The 12,311-nt window shown below is 64.6% G+C and carries 12 protein-coding genes; 3 read left to right on the top strand and 9 right to left on the bottom strand.

Going from position 1 to position 12,311, the window contains the following annotated elements:
• Window position 1: 1 nt before the first annotated feature.
• The 3 genes from P0Y59_05115 to hisI are packed head-to-tail and all read right to left on the bottom strand — an operon-like array spanning window position 2 to window position 1,336.
• Complete coding sequence (locus tag P0Y59_05115; protein WEK01073.1) at window positions 2-430, bottom strand: MerR family DNA-binding transcriptional regulator; 429 nt, start codon at window positions 428-430, stop codon at window positions 2-4.
• A 37-nt stretch (window positions 431-467) separates the two neighbouring features.
• Window positions 468-977: a hypothetical protein gene (locus tag P0Y59_05110; GenBank protein WEK01072.1), complete on the bottom strand. Its 510-nt coding sequence runs from the start codon at window positions 975-977 to the stop codon at window positions 468-470.
• Window positions 974-1,336, bottom strand: coding sequence for a phosphoribosyl-AMP cyclohydrolase (gene hisI / locus P0Y59_05105; protein WEK01071.1), 363 nt, complete (start codon window positions 1,334-1,336; stop codon window positions 974-976). The genes P0Y59_05110 and hisI overlap by 4 nt, the downstream gene beginning before the upstream one ends.
• A gap of 130 nt (window positions 1,337-1,466) precedes the next feature.
• On the opposite strand from hisI, the gene purF reads away from it, so the two are divergent.
• Window positions 1,467-2,936 carry an amidophosphoribosyltransferase gene (purF, locus tag P0Y59_05100; GenBank protein WEK01070.1) on the top strand — a complete coding sequence of 490 codons (1,470 nt, stop codon included), beginning with the start codon at window positions 1,467-1,469 and terminating at the stop codon, window positions 2,934-2,936.
• A 114-nt stretch (window positions 2,937-3,050) separates the two neighbouring features.
• Window positions 3,051-3,761 carry an SDR family NAD(P)-dependent oxidoreductase gene (locus P0Y59_05095; GenBank protein WEK01069.1) on the top strand — a complete coding sequence of 237 codons (711 nt, stop codon included), beginning with the start codon at window positions 3,051-3,053 and terminating at the stop codon, window positions 3,759-3,761.
• Window positions 3,762-3,814: 53 nt separating this feature from the next.
• Here the strand turns inward: P0Y59_05095 and P0Y59_05090 are convergent, their stop codons facing one another.
• From P0Y59_05090 to P0Y59_05080, 3 genes are read right to left on the bottom strand one after another with little or no spacing between them, the layout of a single operon-like run.
• Window positions 3,815-4,984, bottom strand: coding sequence for a serine hydrolase (locus tag P0Y59_05090; GenBank protein WEK01068.1), 1,170 nt, complete (start codon window positions 4,982-4,984; stop codon window positions 3,815-3,817).
• A gap of 5 nt (window positions 4,985-4,989) precedes the next feature.
• Entirely contained in the window at window positions 4,990-6,261 is a 1,272-nt protein-coding gene (locus tag P0Y59_05085) for a cyclopropane-fatty-acyl-phospholipid synthase (GenBank protein WEK01067.1), read from the bottom strand.
• Between the two features lie 54 nt (window positions 6,262-6,315).
• Window positions 6,316-7,689 carry a deoxyribodipyrimidine photo-lyase gene (locus P0Y59_05080; GenBank protein WEK02499.1) on the bottom strand — a complete coding sequence of 458 codons (1,374 nt, stop codon included), beginning with the start codon at window positions 7,687-7,689 and terminating at the stop codon, window positions 6,316-6,318.
• Window positions 7,690-7,804: 115 nt separating this feature from the next.
• Between P0Y59_05080 and P0Y59_05075 the strand changes: the two genes are divergently transcribed.
• Complete coding sequence (locus P0Y59_05075; GenBank protein ID WEK01066.1) at window positions 7,805-8,977, top strand: cupin domain-containing protein; 1,173 nt, start codon at window positions 7,805-7,807, stop codon at window positions 8,975-8,977.
• Between the two features lie 9 nt (window positions 8,978-8,986).
• Here P0Y59_05075 and P0Y59_05070 read toward each other — a convergent pair whose 3' ends face one another.
• From P0Y59_05070 to P0Y59_05060, 3 genes are read right to left on the bottom strand one after another with little or no spacing between them, the layout of a single operon-like run.
• Window positions 8,987-9,328: a ferredoxin family protein gene (locus P0Y59_05070; protein ID WEK01065.1), complete on the bottom strand. Its 342-nt coding sequence runs from the start codon at window positions 9,326-9,328 to the stop codon at window positions 8,987-8,989.
• A 31-nt stretch (window positions 9,329-9,359) separates the two neighbouring features.
• Window positions 9,360-10,394 (bottom strand): 2-oxoacid:ferredoxin oxidoreductase subunit beta, encoded by a 1,035-nt coding sequence (locus tag P0Y59_05065; protein ID WEK01064.1) that lies wholly within the window; start codon window positions 10,392-10,394, stop codon window positions 9,360-9,362.
• Entirely contained in the window at window positions 10,391-12,259 is a 1,869-nt protein-coding gene (locus P0Y59_05060; GenBank protein ID WEK01063.1) for a 2-oxoacid:acceptor oxidoreductase subunit alpha, read from the bottom strand. The genes P0Y59_05065 and P0Y59_05060 overlap by 4 nt, the downstream gene beginning before the upstream one ends.
• Between the last annotated feature and the right edge of the window lie 52 nt (window positions 12,260-12,311).

Raw genomic sequence — 12,311 nt, 5'->3', positions numbered from 1 at the left:
ATCAGTCCTTCAGCCGGCCTTGTGCGCCGTGCGTTTCGAGCAGGGTGATGAAATCGTTCAATTCGTCGATCGCGGCATCGATATCGTGCTTTTGCGAACTCAGCAGCGATACGCGCTGGCGGCAGCGATCGATCGTTACCGTTCGCTGGACCTGGCGGCCATCGCCGATATCGTAGAGGTCGATCATCTCGCGGATCTCGCCAAGGCTGAAACCCACACGCTTGCCGCGCAGGATCCAGGCGAGCCGCGCACGATCGCGCTGCGAATAGATGCGGGCGGTGCCGCGCCGCTCCGGCGCGATCAGCCCTTCATCCTCATAGAATCGCAGGGCCCGTGCCGTCACACCGAACTCGGCGGACAGATCGGAGATCGAAAAGTGATCGCGATCGGGATGGCGCTCGATCGCTGCATAGGCTGCGACTGTTGACATGCGGCAAAGCTAAATGCCGTTTACGTGAACGTCAAGCTCATCCGCCGCTGCTGCAGAGCAGTTTGCCCTTCCCGTCGCGCAAGGTGGAAGCTTCCGAAACCGACTCGCTCAGGCGGGTCACATCCAGCGCCGCCATAGAGGCACGTTGCGCGCAAAGCTTCTGGCAGGCGCTCGGCAGATTGCCGGGAAACACGATCCGGTCCCCTTCGAAGCGCGCCTCGAAGCTGCACCCGTCGACCCCGTCGAATTCTAGCTGGAGCTTCTCCCCGGCACGCGTGATCGTGCCCGATCCGCCACAACTCACCTTGTCGCCATAATCGACGAACACGCCTATCCGATAGGCGGTGGCGCTGGGCACGATGCAGACCCGGTCCGTGTCACGCGCGTAGAGACCAGTGATGTCGGTGTTGTTGGGATCGGGAATCACCCCGGCCTCAATCGCAGCGGCTTCAAGGCCCGTAGCCGCGGTCGCGTTGTTCGCTGGCTGGGGTTCGCCACCGGAACATCCAGCGACGAACAGCAATGGCAGCAACAGGCCGCGCTTCATTCGACCGTCGCGAGTCGGTCGCCGTCGATCCGACGATAGAAGCAACTGCGCTCGCCGGTGTGGCAAGCCGGGCCGGCGGGATCAACGATCAGCCACACCGCATCCTGGTCACAATCGATCCTGATGTCAGCGACTCGCAAGACATGCCCTGACGATTCGCCCTTCTTCCAGAGTCGCCCGCGGCTGCGCGACCAGAAATGCGCCTCCCGCGTGGCGACCGTGGCGGCGAGCGCCTCGGCATTCATATGGGCAAGCATCAGCACTTCGCCGGTAGTGCGGTCGGTCGCAACCGCCGTGATCAGGCCGGCGGCGTCGTATTTCGGGTCAAGCGCAAGGCCGGTTTCGCGGGAATCGGGCATGTGCGACGCTTAGCCTGCCCACGCAAAACCGCCAATGCGACGGTTGGCGAATAATCCATGTGACAAAAGCGCGACAAAGCCGAAAGGCGTCCCTATATGGCGGGCGACGCTACTCCCCCCGAAGGGCGCCATGCTTACTACGAACCCATTTGAAGCCCCTATCGACGGGGACAAGCTGCGCGAAGAGTGCGGCATTTTCGGCGTATCCGGCAGTGACGGCGCCGCTGCGCTCGTTGCGCTCGGCCTGCACGCGCTGCAGCACCGTGGCCAGGAGGCGGCGGGTATCACCAGTTTCGACGGCGCCGAATTCCATACCCACCGCGCGATGGGTCATGTCGCCGGTAATTTCGACCGCGACGACATCATCCAGGCGCTGCGCGGTACCGTGGCTTGCGGCCATGTCCGGTACTCGACGACCGGCGAGACCGCGCTGCGCAACGTGCAGCCGCTCTATGCCGACCTCGCCTCAGGCGGCTTCGCCATCGCCCATAACGGCAATATTTCCAACGCGATGCGGCTGCGGCGCGATCTCGTCCAGCGCGGGTCGATCTTCCAGTCGACCTCCGATACCGAGACGATCATCCATCTCGTCGCAACGTCGAGCTACCGCACGTTCGTCGACAAGTTCATCGATGCGCTGAAGCGGGTCGAGGGCGCCTATTCGCTGATCGTGATGACGCCGGAGGGCATGATCGCTTGCCGCGACCCCCTCGGCATCCGGCCGCTCGTGATGGGCCGACTCGACGGGTCGGTGATCTTCGCGTCGGAAACGGTCGCGCTCGACGTGGTCGGCGCCGAATTCGTCCGCTCGATCGAGCCCGGCGAACTGGTGATCGTGCGCGGCACCGAAATCAGCTCGCACCGCCCGTTCGCGCCGGTCTCGCCGCGTCCGTGCATCTTCGAATATGTCTATTTCTCGCGCCCCGATTCGATCTCGGAAGACCGCAGCGTCTATACCGTCCGCAAGGCGATCGGCGCGCAGCTCGCGATCGAAAGCCCGGTAGAGGCCGACCTGATCATCCCGGTTCCCGATTCGGGCACACCAGCGGCGATCGGCTATGCCCAGCAATCCGGCATCCCGTTCGAACTCGGCATCATCCGTTCGCATTATGTCGGCCGCACCTTCATCCAGCCGGGCGACAAGGTTCGCCATCTCGGCGTGAAGCTGAAGCACAACGCCAATCGCGCGCTGATCAAGGGCCAGCGGATCGTGCTGATCGACGATTCGATCGTGCGCGGCACCACCAGCCTCAAGATCGTTCAGATGATGCGCGAGGCCGGCGCGGCCGAGGTGCATATGCGAATCGCCAGCCCGCCGACCCGGCATAGCTGCTTCTACGGCGTCGACACGCCGGAGCGCGCCAAACTGCTCGCGGCGAACATGAACATCGACGAGATGAACAAATATATCCAGGCGGACAGCCTGGCGTTCGTGTCGATCGACGGCCTGTACAAGGCGCTGGGCGAACCGCACCGCGCCGATATCCGTCCCAGCCACTGCGATGCCTGCTTCACCGGGGATTACCCGACGATGCTGACCGACCAGGACGAAGTCGCCTCGGTCGACCAGTTCGCCCTCCTCGCTGAGCGGGTGATCTAGCCAGACCCGTCATGCCGGACTTGTTCCGGCATCCACCGTGGTGCAAGCGCCGCCGCGTCCGTTTGCGGGCCGGTGGGGCCCGGAACAGGTCCGGGGTGACGAAGAGAGACGAGAATGACTGACAAACCCCTCGCCAACCAGATCGCCCTCGTGACCGGCGCCAGCCGCGGGATCGGCGCGGCGACCGCCAGGGCTCTTGCCGCCGCGGGCGCGCACGTCGTCATCACCGCGCGCACGGCGAAGGATCTGGAGCAGATCGAAACCGAGATATTCGAGGCGGGCGGCAGCGCGACCATCGCCCCGCTCGACCTGACCGAGACCGACAGCATCGCCCGCCTCGGCGCCGCGATCGGCGAGCGCTGGCCGCAACTAGACATCATGGTGCTCAATGCCGCGACGCTTGGCAGCCTCGCGGCCGTGCCGGCGATCGATTCGAAGGAACTGGCGACAGTCCTGACCCTCAACGTCAGCGCGCAGGCCGCCCTCATCACCGCGTTCGATCCGATGCTGCGCAAGTCGAAGCGCGCCCGGGTCATCGGCATCACCTCAAGCGTCGGCCGCACCCCGCGCGCCTATTGGGGCCTGTACGGTGCCTCCAAGGCCGCATTCGAGACACTGCTGGGCGCCTATGGCGACGAGATGGAGCATATCAGCAGCATCCGCACCGCGATCGTCGATCCGGGCGCGACCCGCACCAAGATGCGCGAGCGCGCCTATCCCGGCGAGGATCCCGCCTCAGTGAAGGCACCGGAAGTCGTGGCGAACCGTATCACGGCGCTGGTGGCGGAAGATTTCGAGAACGGCCATTTCGAGCGAGTCGACTGACCCTTCTCATTCCCCTCCCGCTCGCGGGAGGGGAATGAGAAGCGGAGAAGCCCTTACTTCGCCGCCGCCATCAGCTTCTGGAAAAAAGCCAGCCGAGCCAGCGTCAGCGGACGGTCGCTCGCTTTGGGTGCCGCACTGACCATCGCGATCACCACCTTCGACGCCGGATCGATCGTGATCATCTGGCCGAAAATCCCCTGCGCGCCGTAGCGGCCTTCGGGATAGGTCCACCATTGATAACCATAGCCGTAACCGCCGGGCGCGACCTCCGCATGCGCCCTGGTGGCGTCAGCGAACCAGCCGTCCTTGACGATCCCATGCCCGCCTTCCAGCGCGAACTGGCCGAAGCGCGCATAGTCGCGCAGCGACACCGACAGACAACAGCCGCTGACCTCGGCACCGGTCTGGTCCTTCATCCAGAAGCCGTCGCGCTCCATGCCGGCGGGTTTCCAGATCTTCTCCTCGGCATAGGCGGCCAGCGTCTTCCCCGTCGCGCGACGCACCAGCACGCCGATCAGATTGGTCTCACCCGTCTTGTAGACCCATTTGGTCCCAGGCGCCGTCTCGCGCGGCAGCTTGCGCATGAAATAGACGGTGGGATCGACGCCCGCCGGCACCGGCTCAAGGAACATCCGCGCCACATCGGACTTGGGATCGGTATAATCCTCGTTCCATTTCACGCCCGAGGTCATCGTCATCAACTGGGCGACCGTCACACCGTCATAGCCGCTGCCGGCCAGATCGGGGATGTAGCGTGTCACCGGATCGTTCAGCGATTTGATCAAGCCGTCCTTCATCGCCGCGCCAACCAGGGTTGAGGTGAAGGATTTCGCGACCGAAAAGCTGGTCCAGCGCCCATCCGGGGTCAGCCCGCGCGCATAGCGTTCGAGCCGCACCTTGCCGTCCTGCAGCACGATCAGGCCAGCGACGTTCATCGAGGTCATGAACGCGTCCACATCCGCGGCCGCCATGGGGAGCGGCTTTCCCGCAGGCAGCGCGCGCAGTTTCGCGGGATCGGCCTTGATGGTGTTGCCGGGGAAGATCTTCTCCATCGCCGGGAAATTCGAATCGCGCTGCGCCTGCGACCAGAACAGTATCTCGGCACCGACCTGGCGTTGCGTCGCCTCATCCGCGGCTGACGCGGGTTGCGCCTGTCCGAAACCCTGCACCGGCATCAATACCGCGCCCGCCAGCGCAAGCGCGGTCAACATCCGTCGTTTCATTCGCATCACTCCCCCTTGATCAGCGTGACCTGGGCGACGTGTATCCCGCCACCTCTGAACCCGCCCTCGCAATACATCAGATAGTATCGCCACAGATCGACGAAATGGCGATCGAATTCGGCAGGCAGGCGGCCGGCGGTGACGGCAGCGTCGAACGCGGCGCGCCAGCGCTTCAGCGTCTCGGCATAGTGAAGCCCGAATTCCCGCTTGTCGTGCCAGGTCAGGCCTTGGGCCTGGGCAATCGCGCGAAAGCGGCTCTCCGACAACAAAAGGCCGCCGGGGAAGACGAAGCGCTGGATGAAATCCACGTTGCCGGCATAGGCATCGAAGATCGCATCATCGATCGCGATATACTGGATCGCCGCCCGCCCGCCCGGCTTAAGCGCTCCTGCAATGGCCTGCAGATAGGCCGGCCAATATTCCTCGCCGACCGCCTCGACCATCTCGATGCTGGCAACGGCATCATATTGCCCGGTCACATCGCGATAGTCAGTCAATGAGACGGTGACGCCGTCCAGCCCAGCCTCCGCCATGCGCGCCTCGACCGCACGCTTCTGTTCCGCCGAGAGCGTGATGCCATGGACACTCGCCCCTGCCCGTGCCGCAATCTCGGCGAAGGAGCCCCAGCCGCAACCGATCTCCAAGATGGAAGCGCCCGGTCCGACCCTGGTTCGATCCAGAATGGCGCGCAGCTTGGTCGCCTGCGCGTCTTCCAATGATTGCGCGGCCGAGATCGGTTCTTCGAACAGCGCACTCGAATAGGTCATGCCGGGATCGAGCCACAGGCTGTAGAAGTCATTGCCCAGATCGTAATGGAATTCGATATTCCGTCGCGCCCCACTGCGATGGTTGCGCCGCAGCGCATGCCAGAGGCGACGCACCCGCCGCATGGCGCCACGCGATCGCCCCACCTCGCCGAGCGGCCGGCGATTGCGCATGAAAAGGTCGAACAGCGGCACGGGATCGGGGCTGCGCCATTCGCCGCGCGCCCAGCCGACATACCACCCGGCCGATCCCCCCATCGCCAGGCGAATCAGCGCGCGCCAGCTGGATATCTCGACGATCGCAACCGGGCCGACGGCGCGTCCGCCCAGAACGCGGTGGGTTCCGTCAGGCAAGGAAGCCTCGATCGAGCCTGCCTCAAGTCCCTGATCGATCCGATCGAGCAGGCGATGGAAAACGCCCGCGCAGGGTGTGAGGAACCAGTCGACCCAACCATAGGCCGGCCTCGCGCGCGTCCCGAAACGACGTCCCCTGTTCGGCGCTGATGCGTTCATGAAGCCGCTCTCATGCACCCGGCGACAGCGCCGGAAAAGCGATTCGTATCACGATCACCGCGCCCGCTTCGCCGCGGCCAGCGCGCGCTCCCGCGCTTCGCGGTGACCGATGATCTTCACCGGATAGGCGTCGGGCCGGCAGCCTGCGGCTTCAGGATCGTGGATCGCCGAGTCGGGAATGTCCGCGAGCTCGGGCACCCATTGTTGGATGTAGCGCGCCGCATCGAATTTCGGCGATTGAACCAGCGGCGCCATGATGCGGACGAACATGTTGGAATCCACGCCAGTGCCCGCGGTCCATTGCCAGTTGACGCTGTTGTTGCCGTAATCGGCATCGACAAGGGTATTCCAGAACCACGCTTCGCCATCGCGCCAGTCGATCAGCAGATGCTTGATCAGGAAGCTCGCCGCGATCATGCGCACGCGATTGTGCATCCAGCCGGTTGCCCAGAGCTGACGCATTCCCGCATCGACGATCGGATAGCCGGTGCGGCCAAGCCGCCAGGCGCGGCGATCGGCATCGGCTGTCTTTCCAGTCCGCCAGGGCAGTCCATCGAGCGCTTCACGCCCGTTCTTCGAGCCATAGTCGGGAAATTGCAGGATCACATTCTGCGCGTAATCCCGCCAGGCGAGTTCCTTGAGGAAGGTGGTCGAATCGCCCGATGTCCCGGCGACATGATGCCAGACCGTCGCGGGCGATATTTCTCCAAAATGCAGGTGCGGCGACAGGCGCGAGCTACCGTCGTCGGACGGCAGGTTTCGATCGATATCATACGCCGCAGCCTTGGAACCGAAGTCATGAAGCCGGTCCCTCGCGCCCTCCTCGCCCGGCGTCCATTCGTCGCGAAAGCCGCCTGCCCAGTCGGGCTTCGCCGGCAGCAGCGCCCAACCCTCAAGCCGATCGCTATCCGGCCATGTCTCGGGCGCCGGAATGACGTGCGGCGCAGGCATCGACGCTGGCGGCGGCATATGCTCCCGCAAGGCACGCCAGAACGGCGTATAGATTTTGTAGGGATGTCCCGACCCTGTCGTGATCGAACCCGGCGGCGCCAGATAATTGCCGTCATGGCTCACCAGATCCAGGGTCTTCGCTACCGCGCGTTCGGCGTTGCGCCACCAGGGTTCATAATGGCGCAGGCAATGAACCCGCCGTGCCCCGGTCTCTTCAGCCAGCCTGCCAAGCTCCGCCGCAGCCTCACCCCGCCGCAATATCAGGCGCGACCCTTTGTCCCGCAGGTGCCGGTCAAGCGCGGCGAGGCTGTGGTGCAGCCACCAGCGCGAAGCAGCGCCCATGCGGCGATGCCGCGGCTTCTCGTCATCGAGGATATAGACGGGGATCACCGGCCCCTCGCCCGCCGCGGCAACCAGCGCAGCCTGATCCGACAGGCGCAGGTCGCGGCGAAACCAGAGAAGCGTCGGCGCATCCATCGCTGCCGCCATGCCCGTCGGCCGCAATGGCCGCAAGAGACGCTTCGCGCGTCACTTTCCATGGCCGTCGTTCCTGGTCTAGGTGGAACGACCAAGGCAGCGGGGAAGCCGACACATGATCACCGACCTGCAAAGCCTGATCGCGCCGAACGCGCTTTCATCACTTGCCGACGCGATCGTCGAGGAGCGCAGGCTGCATCTGCACACCGCGCGACAGGCCGAGTTCGCCCGCCTCGTTCCCTGGCCCGCCTTCAACGCGCTGGTCACGATCGAACGCCTGCAGAACGGACAAGTCCGCACGATCCGCAACGGGCATGACATGCCGCCGGCGATGCTTGCCGCACGTTCGGGCGGCTCCGGCGTTCAGGAACTCGCGCCTGACACGCTCCAGTCGCTCGCCGACAAGGGACTCAGCCTGGTCGTCAACGACATCGAGCGGCTGATACCGGGCATCGGCGCGCTCGCCGCGATGGTCGAGCGTCACCTGCGTGCCAGGGCGAGCGTCAATGCCTATGTCAGCTTCCGTCAGGATAGCGCCTTCGGGGCGCATTGGGACGACCATGACGTCATGGTGCTGCAGGTTCATGGGCGCAAACGGTGGTTCTGCTACGGCCAGCGCGATCGTTATCCGATCAGGGGCGTGACGGCGTTCGCCAAAATCGGCGCCGCCGAACAGCCGGAATGGAGCGCTGTGCTCGAACCGGGCGACATCCTCTATATTCCTCGCGGCGACATCCATCGCGCGCAGGTCGAGGAGGGGCATTCGCTCCACCTGACGATCGGCATCGCCTATCCCCGTGGCGGCGACATCGTGCAATGGATCGGGCGGCGCTGCCTCGAAGAGGAACTGTTCCGACGGGACATCTCGGCCCTGCCGGGGCGCGAGGCGCTGGCGACGCGGCAGGATGATCTGCGCACGGCGCTCCATCGGCTGGTGGATACGATCGACTTGGGTGACTTCCTCGCCATGGCGGACCGGCAGCGCGAATCGCTCAAGGCGCTCAACCTCGGCCTGTCCGATCCGCTCCATACGGATATCGAGATCCGGCCGATGCTGCGCCGCCGCCTGCCGCTTGCCGAGGACACGGCGCAGATTCGCCACGGTACCGCGACAACGCCGCTGACGCCCGTCGAGCGTGCCGTTCTGGCCATGCTGCTGGATCGGGATGCATCGACCCTCGGTGCGCTGGTCGCGGCCCTGCCGGATCTGTCGGAGCTAGAGGTGCGCGAGGCTGTATCCAGCCTCGCGCGCGCATCGATCGTGCTGCTGTCCGACACGTCGACCTGACGCCCCCGGTCAGTCGCCCTTGCCTGGTTCAGCCGAAAAATACTGCTCGAACTTGCTCGTCACCCCGTTGAACGCCTCGGCATCGCCCGGCGTCTGGCCGACCTTGCTCGACACCGCAGGCCATTGCGCCGCATAGGTCTTGTTGAGCTCGATCCAGGCCACGGCACCGTCTTCGATATCCGGCAGGATGGCGTCGGCGGGGCATTCGGGCAGGCAGAGATTGCAATCGATGCACTCGTCAGGATCGATTACGAGCATGTTCTCGCCCTCGCGGAACGCCTCCACGGGGCAGACTTCGACACAATCCATGAACTTGCACCGGATGCAGGCATCCGTGACGACGAACGTCATTGCCGACCCCCTGCCCGTACCTACCCCACACCTACATCGTGTGCGGTTGTTTCTCGACCTGCCAGGTCTGCCCCTGCGAAAGGAGCTTCTGTAGATTGGGCGTCTTGCCCGTGCTGGCCTGCGCGTTCTGCGCGACGACCGCGCTCTCGAAGGTCGGGGCCGAATCGTCATAGATCACGCCAAGCGCCATCGGGAACGCCCCAAACGGCATCTCGACCAGCATGTGCGCCACCGCGCGGTTGGTCTGGTCGTGCACGATGACGTGTGCCGCCTCCCAGTCGCCACCCTCGACATCGACCACCTTCAGCACCAGCTTCTCGGTATCGAGCGCCAGGCCCTTGGTGCCGCCAGCGAACAACAACGGCTTGCCGTGCTCGACCCACATCTGGCTGCCGGCGGCATTGGCCTTTTCGGTGAAAGGCGCAAACACGTCGTCATTATAGACGATGCAGTTCTGGAATATCTCGACGAAGCCCGTGCCCTTATGCGCATAGGCTGCCTTGAGCACCGCCGGCAGGTTCTTGTTCACGTCGATCGCCCGCGCCACGAAGCGCGCGCCCGACCCGAGCACGAACGCACAAGGCGTCAACGGGCGGTCGAGCGAGCCGAACGGCGTCGAGGGGCTGCGCGTGCCGACATGGCTGGTCGGCGAATATTGCCCCTTGGTCAGGCCGTAGATCTCGTTGTTGAACAGCAGCACCTGGCAATCCAGATTGCGGCGGATCAGATGCATGGTGTGGTTGCCGCCGATCGACAGCGCATCGCCGTCGCCGGTGATGATCCACACGTCGAGATCGGGATTGGCCAGCTTCACCCCCGTCGCCACCGCAGGCGCGCGGCCATGGATGGTATGGAAGCCATAGGTTTCCATGTAGTAAGGGAAACGCGACGAGCAGCCGATGCCGCTGACGAACACGGTGTTCTCCGGCCGCGCGCCGATCTCCGGCATGGTGCGCTGCACTGCCTTCAGGATCGCGTAATCGCCGCAACCCGGGCACCAGCGCACCTCCTGGTCTGTCTCCCAATCCTTGGGGCTGGTCTTCGCGATAGGGGTCATGTCGTTCATGCGAGCGCCTCCTCGATCGCCGCTTCGATCTCAGCGATCATGAAGGGCTGACCGGAAATCTTGTTGAGCGGCTTTGCATCGACCAGATACTGGTCGCGCAGCACGGTCTTGAGCTGACCGGTGTTCATTTCGGGTACGAGAATCTTCTCATAACCCTTGAGAAGTGCACCGAGATTACCCGGCAGCGGCCAGATATGGCGGATATGGATATGGCTGACGTCCAGCCCCCTGGCACGGGCACGGCGCACCGCCTGATGGATCGGACCATAGGTCGACCCCCATCCGACGATCGCAAGCTTGCCGCTCTCGGTACCCATCTCGACCTTCTGGTCCGGCACGTCGATGCCGAGCACCTTGTCGCGGCGAATCTCGGTCATCGCCTGATGGTTGGCTGCGCCATATTCGATGTTGCCGGTGCCAAGCTGCTTCTCGATGCCGCCGATACGGTGGAGCAGGCCGGGCGTACCAGGCTTCACCCACGGACGCGCCAGCTTCTCGTCACGCCCATAAGGCAGGAAGCCGCCTTCCGGCGCTTCCTCGAGATAGGTGACCGGGAACGGCGTATAGCTGTCCATGTCAGGCACCAGCCATGGCTCGGCGGCATTGGCGATATAGCCGTCCGTCAGCAGCATCACCGGAGTCATGTACCGGACGGCGATTCGCACCGCCTCGATCGCGCAGTCGAACGCGTCGGCGGGCGACCGTGCGGCAATGACCGGCATCGGCGCATCGCCATTACGACCATAGACCGCCTGATAAAGATCTGACTGCTCGGTCTTGGTGGGCAGACCCGTCGAGGGGCCGCCGCGCTGCGAGTTGACGATGACCAGCGGCAACTCGGTCATGATCGCAAGGCCCATCGCCTCACCCTTGAGCGCGATGCCCGGGCCCGAGGAAGAGGTGACGCCAAGCTGTCCTGCGTAGGACGCGCCGATCGCGCTGGCGATCGCGGCGATCTCGTCTTCCGCCTGGAAGGTCGTGATGCCGAATTCCTTGAGCCGCGACAGGTGATGCAGGATCGCCGAGGCCGGGGTGATCGGATAGCCGCCGAAGAACATCTTCACACCGGCAAGCTGAACGCCGGCAACGAGGCCGAGCGAGATCGACTCGGCGCCGGTGACGGTGCGGTACAGGCCCGGCTCGGCCGGGGCTGCCGCGACATGATGCTGCTTCATCGGCCCGGCCAGCTCGGCCGTCTCGCCATAGGCATGACCGGCGTTGAGCGCGGCGATATTCGCTTCGGCCAGCGTCGGACTCTTGGCGAACTTGTTCTTGAGCCAGTCGATCAGCGGCTGGCGGTCACGATCGAACATCCAGAGTGCGAGCCCCAGCGTCCACATGTTCTTGCAGCGCAGCGCCTCCTTGTTGCCGAGGCCGAAGGGCTTCACCGCATCAAGCGTCAGCTGCGATATGTTGAACGCGAGCACCTGCCACCGGGCGAGGCTACCGTCGCGCAGCGGATTGACCTCATATTTCGCCTTGGCGAGATTGCGCTCGCCGAACTCGCCCTCGTCGGCGATGATCAGCCCCCCCGGCTTCAGCGCGCCGACATTCGTCTTCAGCGCTGCCGGGTTCATCGCGACAAGCACGTCGGGCGCGTCGCCCGCCGTCTCGATCGCGGTAGAGCCGAAATTGATCTGGAAGGCGGAGACGCCGAACAAGGTACCCTGCGGCGCCCTGATCTCCGCGGGGAAATCGGGGAAGGTCGCAAGGTCATTGCCGGCGAGCGCGGTGGAAAGGGTGAACTGCCCGCCGGTGAGCTGCATGCCGTCACCGGAGTCTCCGGCGAAGCGCACAACGATCGATTCAGCGGGGGGATTTGCGGACGCCTCGGCGGGCGTCAATTCGTGAACGGCGGATGCCATTTATGTTTGTCCTGCGGATTTATCCGACGCCCTCTATGCCCGGAGCGTTGAC

This window comes from Candidatus Sphingomonas phytovorans (genome assembly GCA_029202385.1).
In the GTDB taxonomy this organism is placed as follows: Bacteria; Pseudomonadota; Alphaproteobacteria; order Sphingomonadales; family Sphingomonadaceae; genus Sphingomonas; species Sphingomonas phytovorans.
This window is presented reverse-complemented; position numbering and strand designations above follow the sequence as displayed.